We start from the raw sequence: 17,749 nt of genomic DNA, 5'->3' as shown, positions 1-17,749 counted from the left end.
GCCCTTTACGTCTACGAATAATTATACCGTTCGTTTGAATAAAATTGTGCATGTCGCCTTCAGGATATTAACTTATGTCAAACAAAATGCTTATAGATGCCTCTCATCCGGAGGAAACACGTGTTGTTGTTGTTCACGGCAACAAAATTGAAGAACTTGATTTTGAATCAGAACATAAAAAACAGCTCAAGGGGAATATTTATCTTGCACGTATTACGCGTGTGGAACCATCTCTCCAAGCAGCTTTTGTTGAATATGGTGGAAACAGACATGGTTTTTTAACATTTTCTGAAATTCATCCTGACTATTATCAAATTCCTATTGCTGATCGCCTTGCTCTTCTTGAAGAAGAGGAAAAAGCAGCTGTAGGAGAAAAATCAGCAGATGTTTTCACGGAAGAAATAACTAAAAATAAAAAACGCTCCAGAAGAACAAAAAAAAATGCGAAAAACAATGTTATAGCAGCCGATGTTGAAAATGATATTGCATCCGAAGCTGTAACAATTAATCATACAGAAGAAATATTAAATACCGATGTCTCTTATGATGAAATTGAAATGGTCGGTGCTGAAGACATCCGTGAAGAGCTCCCAACGTATCAAAGAAAACAAGGGCGCCAGTATAAAATTCAAGAAGTGATTAAACGACGTCAAATTTTGTTGGTGCAAGTCATCAAGGAAGAACGTGGTAATAAAGGTGCCGCCCTTACAACATACCTCTCTCTAGCAGGGCGTTATTCTGTTCTGATGCCCAACACAGCACGCGGTGGTGGTATTTCACGAAAAATTACGAATGTGCAAGACCGTAAGCGTCTTAAAGAAATCGTAAAAGAGTTAGCCGTTCCAAAGGGTATGGGCGTTATCTTACGAACCGCTGGCGCTAATAGAACAAAAGCTGAAATTAAACGCGATTATGAATATCTTATGCGATTATGGGACACTATTCGCACTTTGACACTTGAGTCAACGGCACCATGCCTTGTTCATGAAGAAAGCAATCTCATAAAGCGTTCTATTAGAGATCTTTACGATAAAAACATTAGTGAAATTCTTGTCTCTGGAGACCAAGGATATCGTGAAGCGAAAGACTTTATGCGTATGCTTATGCCAAGTCATGCAAAAGTCGTGCAACCGTATCGCGATCCTACACCTATTTTTGCAAGAAATAATATTGAAATTCAGCTTGATAAAATGTTGCAACCACAGGTTTCTTTAAAATCTGGTGGTTATCTTGTTATTAATCAAACAGAAGCACTTGTTGCTATTGACGTAAATTCTGGACGCTCTACGAGAGAATTCTCTGTTGAAAAGACAGCCTTACAAACAAACCTTGAGGCTGCAGAAGAAGTAGCGCGTCAATTACGTTTACGTGATCTTGCTGGTTTAATCGTAATTGATTTTATTGACATGCTTGAAGAACGCAATGTGCGACTGGTCGAAAAAAAATTAAAAGACTGTTTAAAAAATGATCGTGCGCGTATTCAAGTTGGCCATATTTCACACTTCGGCCTTTTAGAAATGAGCCGTCAACGTATTCGCATATCAGTTTTAGAAAGTACAACACAACCTTGCCCCCATTGCGCAGGAACAGGAAGTGTACGTTCTGAATCATCCATTGCTTTACATGTCATGCGCTCAATTGAAGAATATCTTCTTCATAATTCGCAATATAATATTATTGTGCGCACACCCGTAGCAACAGCGCTTTATGTGTTAAATCATAAACGCAATATTCTTGTTAATTTAGAAGCACGCTTTAAACTGAATATTAGTATTGAAGCAGATGATAGTATTGGAACGCAACATCTTGTTATTTCTAAAGGCACAATAGCAGAAAGCATTTCTCAATCTTCATTAGAAGATGACAATAAGCAAGAAATTGAAAATTCTGTTTTCATAAAAAGTGAATCTATTGAAAATCCCCCTCCCATTGAAACAAATCAAAAACGTCGAGGCAAAAATCGCAACGATAAAATTACTGATTATTCTCTCTCTATCGTTCATAAAAAAGAAGATACGTTGAGTGATGATTCTCATCGTCGAGGACGCCGTCGAGGACGTCGTGGTGGTCGACGTAATCAAGATAATAATTTTCATCAGATTCGCATTCCTTACGCAGAACCAGTAGGAGATTTTGCTAAGCAGGCTTTAGAAGAAATTAAAGCAGCGCACTGCAAACGTCGTGTTCCATCCGCTAAATCTTCTCAACTTGAAGAAATAAAAAACGATACACAAGCTCTCGAGGTACAACAGAAAGAGGAAGCGACAAAAGTTGATACAAGTGTTAAACCTAAAAAACGTAAAACACGTTTTTCAAAGGCGGTAGAAAATAATTTTTCTCTAGAGAATGCTCAAAATGTCGCAGAACAAAAATCTCTTGAAGAAAAACCCAAAAGCAGTTCGGTACGTAAAATTAAAACAAAAAAAGCAGACAAATCTGTTCATGAGATAGAGGAGAAAACTCCTGAAAATACTAAGAAATCAACACGTAGAACACGTAAAAAATCATCGTCTAAAGAGACGACAGAAATACAAAAAACATTAGCGAAAGAAACTGATATGAAGATGGAGAAAGCTGTTGAACCTTCTCCTTCCCAAATTGAAGAAACAATTAACCAACCTGTTGTTATCTCATCAACGTCTAATGATGCTCCTAAAACTGCACGTATTGGTTGGTGGAAACGCAAAACTCTTTCAAAAAATTAATAATAAAAAGAAACCGCCACAAAAAATTGTGGCGGTCTTAATAAATACTTATAAARAAAGTTTTAACCAATTCTATGACGTGTGTGTATTAATTTTGTTTTGCTTTCTCTTGCTCAGCCCGCATACGCTCTTCAATTTCTTTTTGATTTGATTGAATGGCTTGCTGCAGCTTTATTTGTTCTTGTTGGAAATCTTTTTCTTCCATACCAGGACCGGTATACGCTGCTGTAAATCCACTAAGAGAAAATTCAATAGGATTAGCTGAACCACGGAAATTAATTGTGGTAACAACCATTTTTGTACCACTTTTCATAGCTGCAATAAGCTTATCATCTAAGACATCATTGGCAATACAACTTGGTCCATTACAAATGATATAAGGAATTTTTTTAGAGAAGCCATCACCTATTTGAATGTGAACACCTTCTGGCAAAAAACGACCTGTAGGCACTTGAATGCCTATACGTTTTTCATTTTGCTTCCCTTTTATTTCAACAAGATTAAAAGCCGTTAAAGGTTGTCCCGTATTCGATAATACAGTATTCATTGTATTACAAATATCAACATCTTGCTGTTTACTGCAAACTTTGTACCAACCTTGCGATAAAGTTTGCGCATTTGCAGAAATACCAGCTATAAGAAAAAGGGCAGCGGCTCCAACTAATACTGAAACAGCAGAATAAACATTTTTATGCGACATGATTGAGTTAATCCTTTCAACGCGCTCTTAAGTAACTTAAAAAAATATTAAATATAATTTCAACTTAAATTTATTAAATTATAATGAAATAACACTTAAATCTTATTATTTTTACTTCAATATATAAAAAAAAATCAAAWTTAGAGAAAAAAACTACGACGAGCCATTTAAACTTTGTACACCCATATAGCACTCCCCTCTTTAAACACACGGGTACTTGATGCAATTCATCCATAAAACACCTCTGTGCATTTGCGCTAAGATTACACAAACGAATCAATATTGCAATATCAATTAAAATAAACTCCCATTCTATTCTAAAAATCTTACGAATTTAGACTTTTTATACTTATTATTTTTCATGTTAGGCTATAAGGCTCTAGTAAAAAATATTACCATGCATGAAGTTGAAAATGTCAAATAAAACTCATATTTTTATACATCCCTAGCATAAATGAAAAGGATAACGTTAACTTATAAGAACATTTAAAGAACTAAATCCATTCCTAATCTGCAGCTTTTGAAAAATTGTAAAAAAAATTTCTGTAGCCAATTTTTTATCCTTGTTTATGAAACAATAATGGTATGCTTTTGTCACAAAACAGTTTTCGTAATAAAACTGTGCGCTTTATAGCTTTTGGCTGAAAACGTGGAGTTTTTAAAATACGCTCCTAAGGAATTACTTTTTTCTTAATTTAACAACATATTTTCTCGGACAGAAAACCTATAACTGTTGAAAATATTTTGATAAAAAAATTTCTTTAAAAGAGAATAACATTTTAATTTATAAAAATAATTTAGCGTTTTTATATTGAAAACCACGCTTTATCACAGGCTTTTATTTATTGCACTTTTTTAATGGGTTAATACCCCTCATGAAGAACAGCGTACCATTGTATTACATTATTCACGCGCTTTTTGAAGACACCTAAATCCATTTCGCGGTAGTGCCTTTCAGATATAATGATTAAAACCATTAAGCCCCCTTATTTTACGCTTATGAAGGAAACAAGCTGGCACCATCACACACTTTGCCAGCCCTCAATATTGTATGATAGTGCCAGCTTATATTTTTATTAAACAAAAATGATAATAATAGATCTTATACACTTCATGAGAAATTTTATTCACGGACACCCTCATGAAATAAGTTTAAGTGTACTGAGCAATATGAGCATTCGTATTGAAATAAGAACTATCGATGATAAGCAAATCAAAAACATTTTTAAATATCTGAATACGATATAATTATAGCAAAATTTAAAAACTTTCCTTTCTTCATAAAACGAACAAGTAAACTATCAAGGTTTGATTTTTTCAAAGATTAAAAGGAGGTTTAATTTTTTTGGAACAAATAATCTTGCTATAGAAGCAATGATAACAGCAGCGCTCAATACACATTTAGATGTCGACTTAATTGCTTCAGTTCATGACTTAAACAAAGCTCTTAATTTTTAACGAGTTACTTTTTTAAATTTTCCGAATAATGGATAGCTCTAAGCTTATATATTAAATATCCACATATTCCACCACTGTACAAATAGCATCTTCCACAGGATCAAATATATAAATCGTTAATAAGTTTAATACAGGAATAAGTTTAAAACATCATTCTACTGCCTATATAAAACCACTAAGACCTATGAAGCATAGCTCTGATCGTATTAATAAACAATATTTAAGATACGAAATACATTCATCATCTAAACGATTAATTATCTGAAAATAAATATACTCACGCATAATAAAAAAGTAGCTGATGTTATTTTTACTTTATTTTCATGAGTAAATTTTAATGCTCCATTCTTTATTCTTATAGAACTATTTTTTATAAACTGTTTCAAATGCATCGTTGATGAAAAATTAATGCCTTTCTATTTTACACACATTGTAAAAAAAATTCCTCTAATTAAACTATTATTCAACATAAGATTCCATATGGCTCATAATATTCTTTCTCTTTTCGGGAAGCATTATATTATGTATTTTTCTAATAGTTTTACAAAATAAAGGAGCACTTTTTACAGCTGAAGAGTCAACTGTCATCATATCCTTTATACCATTGATTATCTTTTTTTCATAATCAGAGACACTAACCAGCATCATTTCTTCAAAATACTTGATTAATTCAGGATCTATTGAATTAACTGCATCCTTCGCCCAACTAAAATCTTCTTGTTTCCAACCAAAATCTCTCTGTAATAAAGTTCCTACATCACTGTACAATATACTCTCTTGAATTTTACAAGAAAGAATAAAAGTAGGATACTCCTTAATCACTCTATCAATAGCTCTATCGTTAAAAATCTCCATATCCTCCGCATCACTACTTAATCCCAACTCATAAGCACGCCGAGATTTCAAATATTCTTTTACTTTACCTACCTTCTTTTCATACTCCCCTATCTTATACTCTTTTGCTTTATGCGTTTCATATGCCAATTTCTCTTTTTCTTTCGCTAAATCACGCAATTCAAAACTTAAGTGAAGTCCTTCATCAATGAGCTCTTTTCGCTCTTGTATAAGCTTATCATGCTCTATATTATAAATGCGTATTTGCGAAAGCATTAAATCAGGAAATTTCGTTTCAATAAATTTTCTCCTCTTTTCAATAGCTTGTATTCTTTCTTTAATGCGCTTGTATTTCTCCTCAAGCGTTAAATCGGAAAGTGATAATTTGGGCAAGTTAAACTCAGCATAAGAATTTTTTACGCTATATATTAAAGTGAGTAACAAAAAAACTATCGTTAGCAACCTTTGTAATGGAGAAAGCATCTCATCTTGACCTAAATTTTATTGTTTAGAGAATTTACAAAAAGCACTTATATGGAAGTGTTTATCGTGGCTATATAGGATAATTTATTTTCTTAATTATATCAATACGTATTATAATAAATAATCCGTAAATAGCTATGTAAGGGATTCTTTTATTATCAACTTAAATTTTATCTTATGAAAATAAGGGATAATTCTGAAAAGAAAAAGAAACTTCTTTAAACAGAATGTTGTTCTGCCATTTCTACAAGCTGTGTCATAATCGTTGCTGCTCCAATAAGTCTTTCATTAACTGTGGGCCAATTCTGAATAAGGGCAATAGTTTGGTCTGGTCTGATTTTTGCCATTGAACCTTGTTTTGCAATCCACTGGACAAGGGCAACACTATTTGAAAAATAATTATTACGAAATTGTATAATCATACCCTTTGGTCCAGCATCCAATTTTTCTACATGGGCTTTTCGACATAATATTTTAATATAAAAAACTTTAAGAAGATTTTGAATTTCAAGTGGTAAAGGACCAAAACGATCAATTAATTCAGCTGCAAATTCATCGATTTGTTCTAAATCATTAAGTTCTGTTAAACGACGATAAAATCCCATACGTAACGGCAAATCAGGCACGAAATTTTCTGGTATAATCGCGGTTGTATCAAGTGAAATTTGAGGTGACCATTGTTTATCTTCACTCTGTTCTCCATCTTTTAATTCAGCAACAGCCTCTTCAAGCATTTTTTGATAAAGTTCAAATCCAACTTCTTTGATATGTCCTGATTGTTCTTCACCTAAAAAATTGCCCGAACCACGAATATCCATATCGTGACTTGCCAACTGAAATCCAACCCCCAATGTATCAAGAGATTGTAACACTTTAAGACGACGGTCCGCTGCAGGGGTTAAAACTTTACCCGAAGGATAAGTAAAGAGTGCGTAAGCGCGTTGTTTTGAACGCCCTACTCTACCACGCAATTGATAAAGAGCAGCAAGACCAAACATTTCAGCACGATGCACAATTAATGTATTGGCTGTTGGAATATCAAGACCGGATTCAATAATGGTTGTCGATAACAAAACATCATATTGCCCATCGTAAAATGCATTCATAATATCATCAAGTTGTCCAGCCGGCATTTGTCCATGTGCTATCACGAACTTGAGCTCTGGAACATGCGTTTTAAGGTATTCTTCTACAAAGCCAAGATCTGAAATGCGAGGACAGACATAAAAACTTTGTCCACCACGGTAGTATTCTCGAAGCAATGTTTCGCGTATAACAATTGAATCAAACGGTGAAATAAAAGTACGAACCGCCATTCTATCAATGGGTGGAGTGGTGATTAATGAAAGTTCACGAACCCCTGATAATGCTAATCCTAAAGTGCGTGGTATAGGAGTGGCTGAAAGTGTAAGAACATGAATATCGCTTTTAAGCTCTTTTAGGCGTTCTTTATGTTTGACGCCAAAATGCTGTTCCTCATCAATGATAAGAAGCCCTAACCGTAAAAAATTGACTCCACCACTTAAGAGTGTATGGGTTCCAATGGCAATATCAATCGTACCATCTGAAATTCCTTTTTTGACTTGTGCGAGTTCTTTAGCTTTTACAAGTCTTGATGCGTGACCGATTTTAACAGGTAACCCTTGAAAACGTGAAATAAAAGTTTTGTAATGTTGTCGTGAGAGCAAAGTTGTAGGCACAACAACAGCAACCTGATATCCATTTAATGCCGCAACAAAAGCACTTCGAATGGCCACTTCTGTTTTTCCAAAGCCAACATCGCCACATATTAAGCGATCCATCGGTTTACCTGATGCCAAATCATCTAATACAGCATCAATAGCATTCATTTGATCTTCTGTCTCTTCATAAGGAAAGCATGCAACAAATTCATCAAACGGTCCAATTGGTGGAAGTAAAGCAGGCGCAGCACGTGTCGCACGCTCCGCAGCTATACGGATTAATTGCCCTGCCATTTCTAATAAATGTTTTTTAAGCCGAGCTTTACGTGCTTGCCAAGCAACACCCCCTAATTTATCTAAAGTTACCTCTGTTCCTTCTGAGCCATAACGTGAGAGAAGCTCAATATTTTCAACAGGTAAAAAGAGTAAATCACCTCCAGCATATTTAATTTCAAGGTAATCTCGTAAAATTCCCGTCGTGGTGATGGTTTTTAGACCAATAAATTGGCCAATACCGTGATCAATATGCACAACAAAATCACCAGAATTTAAAGCAGAAATCTCAGAAATAAAATTTGTATTATTCTTACGCCGCTTTGGCGATCTGATGAAGCGATCACCTAAGATATCTTGCTCTGCTATAACAGCTAAATCTTCAGCCTCAAAACCATGCTCTATCATGATAACAGCTGCTAATATGCGATCTCGTGGTGTCGCTCTAACAGTTTGCAAGGATTTTACTACATCTATTTTTTTCAATCCATGCTCTTCAAGAACTTGTAGCAAACGATTGAGAGATCCTTCACTCCAACAGGCTAAAAGTATTTTTTTGCCAGCAGCGCGTAAAGATGCGATGTGATCAATAACACTTGAAAAAACATTTTTTTCTTGCGCATTACGCTCTTTTACAAAATCATATCCCTGTTTAATATTGGTGTGAATAACTGTTTGTTCCAAACTTTGTGGTATATTAAAAGGTGAAAAATCAATCCGCTGTGAAGATTGTTGCACACACTCTAAAACACGCTCTGGCGTTAAATAGAGAAGACTAGGATCTATCGGATGATAAGACGTCGTATTTTCTTTATCATTTTTCCGCTCTTTACGCGCGTTATAATAGTCTTCAATAAGGCGATAGCGCTCAATGAAGACTTCTTCTATGAGATGTTCAAAAACAAGCGATAAGTTGCCACAATGGTCAAAAAAAGTATCAAGGTTTTCATAAAAAAATGGAAGCCAATGTTCCATACCAGAAAAACGCCGACCTTGAGCAATTGCTTCATAAAGCATGTTATTTTTCTGTGATACACCAAATGTAAGGGTATAATTGCTTTTAAAACGGCTGATGCATTCAGCTGTCAAAACAACCTCGCTCATTGCCTGTAGTAAAAGTTCATCTTTTTGGCGTGTTGTTCTTTGACTTTCTGGATCAAATACGCGGATGCTTTCTAGGGTGTCTCCAAAAAAATCAAGACGTAAAGGTTCAATATCCATAGGAGAAAAGATATCAAGTATTCCTCCTCTTACAGCAAACTCACCAACATCACGGACAACCGTAACGCGTTCAAAACCATTGGTTTCTAGGAATTGAATGAGATTCCCCATGTTATGGCGTTGACCCACATGTGCATGAATAAGCTGAGCTTCTATCATTTCACGGGGAGGTAATTTTTGCATAATTGCATTTACTGTTGTCAGTATAATTGCAGGATGCGGATTTTGACGTAAATTGGCCATGCGTGCCAATGCTGATAGTCGACGTGCCATAATAGCAATTCCTGGTGACACGCGATCATAAGGCAAACAATCCCATGCAGGAAATTGAAGGACGGGCAAATTGGGCTCAATAAAATTTAAAACTTGTTGTAAATGCGCAATTTTTGTTCCGTCTCGGACAACATAGATAAGTGGTTTACCTTGTGCAATTTCTGAACTTAATTTAGCAAGGGCAAAGGCTTCAAAGCCATCAGTAACGCCATCAAAAATCATATGAACAGGACTATTTTTGGGAATAACAACTTTTTTAAATATAGACATTGAAATCAATAAGTTAAGTAAATATGGTAATTGGCAATATCACGAAAAAGAGGACTATCAATTTCAGAGGGTGGTAAAATTTCTCCGGTAATCCATGTGAGTAAATCACGATCATCAAAAGACATAATATATTCAAGTTCTGAAAGCATTTTATCATTCATTCCAGTGATATGAGCATCAACATAATGTCCAAAAATGAGATCCATTTCACGAATACCACGATGCCATGCACGAAAAATCAACCGGCGACGACGCACATCCAATTGATTTTTGTCAACGACAAAACCTGTCATAAAAAGTCTCCTTGAATAAAGTAATATAAACCATTCAATTAGTCGTATAAAATTTATACCTTGCCTTTAAGGAAGTTCAATAATCTTCTGATCTTTAAGTGTAATTCGACGATGCATTTGCTTTGCTAAAGCATAATTATGTGTTGCAATAAGAGCAGCAAGACCAGATTGACGAACAAGGACAGATAAAGCTTGAAAGACATAAGCTGAAGTGACGGGATCGAGATTTCCTGTAGGCTCATCCGCCAAAAGAACCGAAGGGCCATTTGCTACGGCACGTGCAATAGCAACACGTTGTTGCTCTCCTCCCGATAACTCTGAGGGACGATGGTTCGCTCGATGAGAAACACGCAGGTACATCAATAATTTACGCGCACGATCTTCTGCGATGGACTTATTTAACCCTGCTATCATTTGCGGCATCATGACATTTTCTAAAGCTGTAAACTCTGGAAGTAAATGGTGAAATTGATAGATAAAACCAATATCATTTCGTCTGATAGCTGTTCGCTCGCTATCAGAGCGTTTTGCACAAGAAACACCCCGTACCAACACATCACCAGCGGTTGGTTTTTCTAATAACCCAGCAATATGAAGAAGTGTTGATTTTCCAGCTCCAGATGGAGCCACAAGAGCAACAAGCTCTCCACGATTAAGAATAAAATTCACTTTATCTAAAACAATGAGCGGTTTATGACTCTCAAAAAAGCGTCTTTCAATCTCTACAAGCTCTAAAATCGCTGTCATTATTCATACCTCAAGGCTTGCACAGGATCTAACTTAGCAGCGCGCCATGCCGGAATGAGAGCAGCAAGAAATGACAAGAATAAAGCCATAATAGCAACCAAAACAGTTTGTTTCCAATCAATTTGTGCAGGCAATTTTGTTAAAAAATAAAGTTGAGGATTAAAAACATCAACATTAAATAACCAAGATATAAAGTCTTGGATATGATTAATATTCGCGGTCGCGATAACACCTAAAATTAAGCCCAATATCGTTCCAATAAAACCAATCATCATTCCTGTGATAATAAATATACGCAAAATCGCACTCTGTTGAGTACCCATCGTGCGTAAAATTGCGATATCATGACTTTTATCTTTTACAAGCATAATAAGGCCTGAAATAATATTTAAAGCAGCAACAAGAACAATCAGAGAAAGAATGAAAAACATGACATTCCGTTCAATTTGTAAGGCTGAAAAAAAAGCCTGATTGCGCGTACGCCAATCAATTAAATAGACCTGTTGATCAACTGCTTTTTCTACCATAGGTTTTATTTGATCAACAGTATCAGGATTGTTTAGAAATAATTCTAAAGCCTGAACCTTATCGCCTAAATTAAAAAACATTTGTGCTTCATGAAGAGGCATAAAAACAAATATTGAATCATATTCAGACATACCAACTTCAAAAATAGCAATGACTTTATAAGCTTTTACACGTGGTGTAACTCCAAAAGGAGTCTCATCACCATCGGGAGTAATAATACGAAGATCTCTCCCAACTGTAAGTCCTAATTTTTCTGCTAAGCCACTTCCAATTGCAACTCCTTCTTCTTGATCAAATCGAGAAATCGATCCTAATTTAATGTTTTGAGAAACTGTTTTAAGTTTTTCTAGATCTTGTTTGCGCATACCACGAACTAACGCGCCAGAGCCACCTTGGACTTCACCTTGAACAAGCGCTTGACCTTCAATAACAGGCAAAGCAAACTTCACACCATTTGTAGCTTCTAAAGAAGAAATAAGAGTCTTATAATCAGAAAAACCAGAATCAACTGTTTGAACAATAAGATGCCCATTCATACCAAGAATACGATTGAGAAGTTCTGTACGAAAGCCATTCATCACCGCCATAACAACAACCAGCGCAAAGACTCCCAACATAATCCCAATAAGAGAAATAATGGAAATAACAGATGCAACGGCATGCTTTTTATTGGGAATCATATAACGAAAAGCAATCATCCACTCATAAGATGAAAACCATTTATTTTTCAGCCTCTTCATAACATTGCCTATTAAAGTATAGAAAGTTGGCTGAGTACATCTTCAACCTTTAGAGATCTTTTTACGCCTGTTTTTCGATCTTTAATTTCAACTTCATTTTGTGCGATGCTGTTAGGACCAACAATGATTTGCGTTGGCAAGCCAATCAAATCCATTGTTGCAAATTTTGATCCAGGACGTTCATTTCTATCATCTAATAATGGATCAAAACCAACATCTTTTAATCCTTGATAGAGAAACTCACATGCCTTTGTACATTTTTTATCATCGGGTTTCATATTGATAATCCCAAAATCGAACGGTGCCATCGACTTTGGCCAAATGATACCATTTTCATCATGAGAAGCCTCAATAGCGGCTGCAACAAGACGTGAAGGCCCAATCCCATAAGACCCCATAGAGACCACATGCTCTTTTCCATCTTGTCCCATAACTTTTGCTCCCATCGAAGCAGAATATTTAGTCCCAAAGTGGAAAATATGCCCAACTTCAATACCACGCGCTGAAAGACGATTTTCTTCAGAAATTTTAGCCCACTCTTCTTCATTATGCATTTCTTCCGTCGCGGCATAAAAAGATGTCCACTGTTTAACCGTATCATCTAAAACAGCTTTATCACTAAAATCGACAGAACTATGAGGAACGCTGAGGTTAAGAAACTGTCTATCACAGAAGATAGCGCTCTCGCCTGTTTCGGCCAAAATAATAAACTCATGACTGAGTTCCCCCCCTATTGGACCTGTATCAGCACGCATGGGTATTGCTTTTAAACCAAGGCGAGAAAAAGTTCGTAAATAAGCAACAAACATACGATTATAAGATGTTTTAGAGCCTTCATAATCAAGATCAAAAGAATAAGCATCTTTCATTAAAAATTCTCGTGCCCGCATCACACCAAAACGTGGACGAATTTCATCACGAAATTTCCATTGAATATGGTACAAATTAAGCGGAAGATCTTTATAAGAACGAACATATGAGCGAAAAATATCTGTCACCATCTCTTCATTGGTCGGACCATAAAGTAAATCACGCTTTTGACGATCTTTAATACGGAGCATTTCCAAACCGTAATCATCATAACGACCGCTTTCACGCCAAAGATCAGCGGATTGAATTGTAGGCATCAATATTTCTATTGTACCAGCTCGTTCTTGCTCTTCACGAATAATTTTACAAACTTTATCAAGCACTTTTTTCCCCAACGGAAGCCAAGAATAAATCCCTGATGTTTGTTGTCGAATCATTCCAGCACGCAACATGAAGCGATGAGAAACAATTTCTGCTTCTTTAGGATTCTCTTTTAAAAGTGGAAGGAAATATTGAGAAAGACGCATTGAAATAATTAACTCCTACTCAGATCTATCATATTGGAACAATTTAACATACCCTCTATTCATCTATAGCCATATTCTGAATACTTGAAAATATAACGATCTTATTGTTTAAAAATTTGTTGTGCTTTATTCTCTATTTTTCTTATTGATCAATAAAATAAAAATGCTCTTTTCTTTTTAAATAACGTAATATGGAAATGCTTTATTTTGACCGATGTAAAAAAACTGTACAGAGAGTTTTTTTTTGCCAAACTTCATAAACAGCTGCCCTCACTGCGCGTCGTGTTGCCTCTCGAATAACTTCATTATTTTTCCGTTTCATGCGTGGGATGTTATAAACGGTATTTTCCACAACCTCTAAAAGAATATCTTTCAATTTTTTTCCCTCTTCATTATTCTCAGGGAGTCCAAATATACTTAGACCTATATCATCTAATAACTCATGCTTGCTATTCATATGGAGAGAAACAGCTACATGACCAGCGTAACTTAATTTTCTACGCTCACGAATTCCTAGCTCATACTCATCTCCAAGAAGACAGCCATCCTTATAAATACGACCAACAGGCACTTGATCAATAACTTCTACAGGGGCTGGTGCAAGACGCAGCATATTACCATTTCTAATATCCCTAACAATTTTAATACCTGCTTGACGTGCTAAAGCGGCTTGAGCCGTAAGATGTATTGCCTCACCATGCACAGGCACAAGTATCTGTGGTTTTATCCAATCATACATCTGTAAAAGTTCTGAACGACGGGGATGACCTGAAACATGAACAAGTGCATCTTCATTCGTAATAACTTTAATCCCCAAATCGATGAAACGATTTTGTACCTCTATAATCGCTTTTTCGTTTCCTGGAATACTTCGTGATGAATAAATAACAGTATCACCCGTGGAAAGCGCAATATTCCTTATTCCCTCATGTGACAATTTAGCCAAAGCAGCGCATGGCTCACCTTGACTCCCTGTGACAATTAAAACAAGTTCTTTTCGTGGGATGTAGGCATAATCATCTTCCGTTACAAATGGCGCTAACCCATTCATATACCCCAGCTCTTGTGCAACCATAATACTCCGCTTAAGGGAACGCCCAATGACAAGCACTTTACGCTCAACAGCTTCAGCGGCAAGAGCAATAGAACGTATCCGCCCAATATTAGAAGAAAAAGTTGCTATCGCAACACGCCCTTCAGCTTTCGAAATAATTTCAGAAAAACTGGTTTGAATTTGCTGCTCTGATGGAGATATACCATCCCGACACGCGTTTGTGGAATCACAAAGCAATGCTAAAACACCTTTATTGCCTAAATCGCGGAATCTTTTTTCATCCGTTACTGCTCCAAGTGAAGGGGTATGATCAATTTTCCAATCACCAGTATGGATCACAGTTCCCAAAGACGTTGTAATGGCTAAAGATACAGATTCTGGTATCGAATGGTTAACAGCAACAGCCTCTATGGCAAAAGGACCAACTTGAAAACAATCCCCTGCTTGAAAAATATTGAATGACATTTTTTGAGATTCAAAATCTGATTGCCTTTTACTTTCTAATAACCCTGCCGTGAACGCTGTACAATAAAGTGGAATCTGTAACTTTGGCCATAAATCAAGAACAGCACCATAATGATCTTCATGTGCATGTGTTAAAACAAGACCACGTATATTGTGTTTTTCACTTTCTAGAAAACGAATATCAGGGAAAATAAGATCGACTCCTGGTAATTCAGAACCAGCAAAACTAACACCCATATCAACAAGCACCCATTCACGAAGATTTTGGGAGCCAAATCCATAAGCAGCCAAATTCATTCCTATTTCACCCACACCTCCCAGAGGTAAAAAAACAAATTCACATCCATTGGTTGCAACCATAAACATCTCCCAAATCATTAAGATAATCTGATGGTAAAATAATTTTTTTAATAACAATCTGCATTAACAGAAGCAGCCGAACCAAAATGAACATCTCCAGCTGTTATAATAGCTGTCTGACCATTTTTTTGTTTTATGATACAGTTAAAATCACGATCAAGACCATCAAAAATACCCTCAATGATTTTTTCATCATTCATTACTTTGACATGTTTTCCAAGGTGAGCAGAATATAAAAGCCATTTATTTCGGATTATTTCATATCCCTTTGGTTGTTTCCAAAGAAGGTAATTCTTAGAAAAAGATTCCGTCAAAACCGTAAATAACTGTTCTGCTTCAATATGCGAACCGATATTCTGTAAACTTGAAGTGGGATAGAGTGCATCTTCATAATTATATTTCACATTTATTCCAATACCAATAACCAATGCATCTTGTTGTGATGGCAATTTAAAAATCTCGAGCAAAATTCCAGAGCTTTTAGCACCTCTAAGCAAAATATCGTTTGGCCATTTTAAGCTCACAATATTATTTGTTTGCTTTTCATCTTTTATAAATTTTTTTATTGCCTCTGCCACACTGACTCCAGCAACAAAACCAAGTTGAGCAGCAGTTTGATGAACAATATCCTCAATTAACAAAAGACTAGAATAAAGATTCCCCTTTGGACTATTCCATGCCCTGCCTCTTCTTGCCCTACCTTGTAATTGCTCTTGCGCAACAATCCAAAGATAACCTTGATGACCCGTTTGCGCTTTTCGTTGCGCAATGAGATTGGTTGAATCAACACTTTCGTACGATTCAACGGTGTATCCTTGTTTTTGTGCAAAATCTGATAAAATATAAACCATATTCATTAAAATAATGCAGCGGCTGCTTTTTCTGCCAATTCAGCAAACCAAATTCCCAAAAAGGTATAAAATAAAATAAATAATGCAGAAAAACCAAGACAAAACTGAAGCTCTTTTGATAAAATAACGAAATGCGCTTTTGCCTCATCAAACCACATAATTTTAATAACCCGTAAATAATAAAAAGCGCCAATGACGGAGGCTATCATACCAACAATAGCAAGGGGTATCAGTCCAGCATGAACTGCAGCAGAAAATGTATACCACTTCCCAAAAAAACCAGCCATAGGAGGTATACTGGCTAGCGAGAAAAGCTGTATTGTCATGACAATCGCCATAAACGGATTTGTCTTTGCTAACCCTGAAAGATCATAAATATTTTCAACATTGCCACTCTGAGATCGCATTCCAAGAATAAAAGCAAATGAGCCAAGAGTGACACCAAGATAAATGGTCATATAAAGAATAACACTTTTTACCCCAAGCATATCTCCTGCCGATAAACCAACAAGTGTATAGCCCATATGACTGATCGACGAATAAGCCATTAGGCGCTTAATATTATTTTGACCAATTGCAGCAAACGCACCAAATATCATTGACGCAAGTGCCATAAAGACCAAAATTTGTTGCCATGCAGGCATCACACTATCAACCCGCCCTAGGGGAATGAAAGTCATCACAATCATACGGATGATTAAAGCCATTGCAGCAACTTTAGGCGCCCCAGCAAAAAACGCTGTAATCGGTGTTGGGGCCCCTTCGTAAACATCAGGTGTCCACATATGAAATGGAACAGCAGAAATTTTGAAAGCCAAACCAGCTAAAATAAATACAATTCCAAAAATAACCCCCAATTGTAAATTTTCACCTTTTAAAGCAAGAGCAATTTCATGAAAACCAATTTGCCCAGTAAAACCATAAAGCAAAGAAATACCGTAAAGCAGCAATCCTGAAGATAATGCTCCTAAAACAAAATATTTTATACCAGCTTCAGAAGATTTTACATTATTGCGATTAATCGCAGCTAAAACATATAAAGCTAAGGATTGTAGTTCTAACCCCATATAAAGCGACAACATATTCCCCGCTGAGATCATAAACATCATGCCAAGGGTTGCAAAAAGAACAAGCACTGGAAATTCAAATATATTGAACTTTTGCGCATTGGCAAAACCAACGGACATGATAAGCGAAAAGAGTGTGCCAATAAGCATTAAAATTTTCATATAACGGCTAAAGGAATCAATAATAAGTGCATTGGTTTGAAATGAGCCACTTTTCGGAAAAACTACGAGAATAATAATGGTTGCCACAAGAAGAGCCATGGCTAAACCTGTCACTGTGAAAGAAGCACGTGCATTGGAATAAACTCCAACCAAAAGCAATACTACTCCCCCTAATGCAATTAAAATCTCTGGAAGAATTAATACGAGTTGTGTTATTATTTCACTTTGCATGAGAATTCTTCCCTT

The 17,749-nt window shown here is 36.0% G+C and carries 11 protein-coding genes; 1 reads left to right on the top strand and 10 read right to left on the bottom strand.

Annotation, left to right across the window (positions count from 1 at the left end; genetic code table 11):
- Nucleotides 1-74: 74 nt before the first annotated feature.
- A complete protein-coding gene (locus tag HWX04_RS03460) occupies nt 75-2,705 on the top strand; it encodes an Rne/Rng family ribonuclease (protein WP_175868821.1) in 2,631 nt (876 codons plus the stop codon).
- An 88-nt stretch (nt 2,706-2,793) separates the two neighbouring features.
- Here the strand turns inward: HWX04_RS03460 and HWX04_RS03455 are convergent, their stop codons facing one another.
- The 10 genes from HWX04_RS03455 to nuoN all read right to left on the bottom strand — a co-directional run bounded on the left by HWX04_RS03455 (nt 2,794) and on the right by nuoN (nt 17,734).
- Nucleotides 2,794-3,405 (bottom strand): invasion associated locus B family protein, encoded by a 612-nt coding sequence (locus HWX04_RS03455; protein WP_175868820.1) that lies wholly within the window; start codon nt 3,403-3,405, stop codon nt 2,794-2,796.
- Between the two features lie 1,917 nt (nt 3,406-5,322).
- On the bottom strand, nt 5,323-6,180 hold the full coding sequence (locus HWX04_RS03450) for a hypothetical protein (RefSeq protein ID WP_175868819.1): 858 nt from the start codon (nt 6,178-6,180) through the stop codon (nt 5,323-5,325).
- Between the two features lie 218 nt (nt 6,181-6,398).
- Nucleotides 6,399-9,899: a transcription-repair coupling factor gene (gene mfd, locus HWX04_RS03445; RefSeq protein ID WP_175868818.1), complete on the bottom strand. Its 3,501-nt coding sequence runs from the start codon at nt 9,897-9,899 to the stop codon at nt 6,399-6,401.
- A 5-nt stretch (nt 9,900-9,904) separates the two neighbouring features.
- Nucleotides 9,905-10,192: an FAD assembly factor SdhE gene (locus HWX04_RS03440; protein WP_175868817.1), complete on the bottom strand. Its 288-nt coding sequence runs from the start codon at nt 10,190-10,192 to the stop codon at nt 9,905-9,907.
- Between the two features lie 66 nt (nt 10,193-10,258).
- Nucleotides 10,259-10,939, bottom strand: coding sequence for an ABC transporter ATP-binding protein (locus tag HWX04_RS03435; protein ID WP_175868816.1), 681 nt, complete (start codon nt 10,937-10,939; stop codon nt 10,259-10,261).
- On the bottom strand, nt 10,939-12,207 hold the full coding sequence (locus HWX04_RS03430; RefSeq protein ID WP_175868815.1) for a lipoprotein-releasing ABC transporter permease subunit: 1,269 nt from the start codon (nt 12,205-12,207) through the stop codon (nt 10,939-10,941). Before HWX04_RS03430 ends, HWX04_RS03435 begins: the two co-directional genes overlap by 1 nt.
- A gap of 11 nt (nt 12,208-12,218) precedes the next feature.
- Nucleotides 12,219-13,544, bottom strand: coding sequence for a proline--tRNA ligase (proS, locus tag HWX04_RS03425; protein ID WP_175868814.1), 1,326 nt, complete (start codon nt 13,542-13,544; stop codon nt 12,219-12,221).
- A gap of 202 nt (nt 13,545-13,746) precedes the next feature.
- Nucleotides 13,747-15,423, bottom strand: coding sequence for a ribonuclease J (locus HWX04_RS03420; protein ID WP_175868813.1), 1,677 nt, complete (start codon nt 15,421-15,423; stop codon nt 13,747-13,749).
- Between the two features lie 47 nt (nt 15,424-15,470).
- Entirely contained in the window at nt 15,471-16,280 is an 810-nt protein-coding gene (locus HWX04_RS03415) for a biotin--[acetyl-CoA-carboxylase] ligase (RefSeq protein WP_175868812.1), read from the bottom strand.
- Nucleotides 16,280-17,734: an NADH-quinone oxidoreductase subunit NuoN gene (gene nuoN, locus HWX04_RS03410; RefSeq protein WP_175868811.1), complete on the bottom strand. Its 1,455-nt coding sequence runs from the start codon at nt 17,732-17,734 to the stop codon at nt 16,280-16,282. Before nuoN ends, HWX04_RS03415 begins: the two co-directional genes overlap by 1 nt.
- Nucleotides 17,735-17,749 lie beyond the last annotated feature (15 nt).

The organism is Bartonella gabonensis (assembly GCF_903679515.1).
Taxonomy (GTDB): Bacteria; Pseudomonadota; Alphaproteobacteria; order Rhizobiales; family Rhizobiaceae; genus Bartonella; species Bartonella gabonensis.
Note: the sequence above shows the minus strand (reverse complement) of the source record. Positions and strands in the feature narration are given on the sequence as shown.

Bases quoted from the DNA above. Each gene is read 5' to 3' on its own strand.
- HWX04_RS03435 (WP_175868816.1), bottom strand. From the start codon at position 10,939: ATGACAGCGATTTTAGAGCTTGTAGAGATTGAAAGACGCTTTTTTGAG.
- HWX04_RS03455 (WP_175868820.1), bottom strand. From the start codon at position 3,405: ATGTCGCATAAAAATGTTTATTCTGCTGTTTCAGTATTAGTTGGAGCC.
- HWX04_RS03420 (WP_175868813.1), bottom strand. From the start codon at position 15,423: ATGGTTGCAACCAATGGATGTGAATTTGTTTTTTTACCTCTGGGAGGT.
- HWX04_RS03450 (WP_175868819.1), bottom strand. From the start codon at position 6,180: ATGCTTTCTCCATTACAAAGGTTGCTAACGATAGTTTTTTTGTTACTC.
- proS (WP_175868814.1), bottom strand. From the start codon at position 13,544: ATGCGTCTTTCTCAATATTTCCTTCCACTTTTAAAAGAGAATCCTAAA.
- HWX04_RS03430 (WP_175868815.1), bottom strand. From the start codon at position 12,207: ATGAAGAGGCTGAAAAATAAATGGTTTTCATCTTATGAGTGGATGATT.
- HWX04_RS03440 (WP_175868817.1), bottom strand. From the start codon at position 10,192: ATGACAGGTTTTGTCGTTGACAAAAATCAATTGGATGTGCGTCGTCGC.
- HWX04_RS03415 (WP_175868812.1), bottom strand. From the start codon at position 16,280: ATGAATATGGTTTATATTTTATCAGATTTTGCACAAAAACAAGGATAC.
- mfd (WP_175868818.1), bottom strand. From the start codon at position 9,899: ATGTCTATATTTAAAAAAGTTGTTATTCCCAAAAATAGTCCTGTTCAT.
- HWX04_RS03460 (WP_175868821.1), top strand. From the start codon at position 75: ATGTCAAACAAAATGCTTATAGATGCCTCTCATCCGGAGGAAACACGT.
- nuoN (WP_175868811.1), bottom strand. From the start codon at position 17,734: ATGCAAAGTGAAATAATAACACAACTCGTATTAATTCTTCCAGAGATT.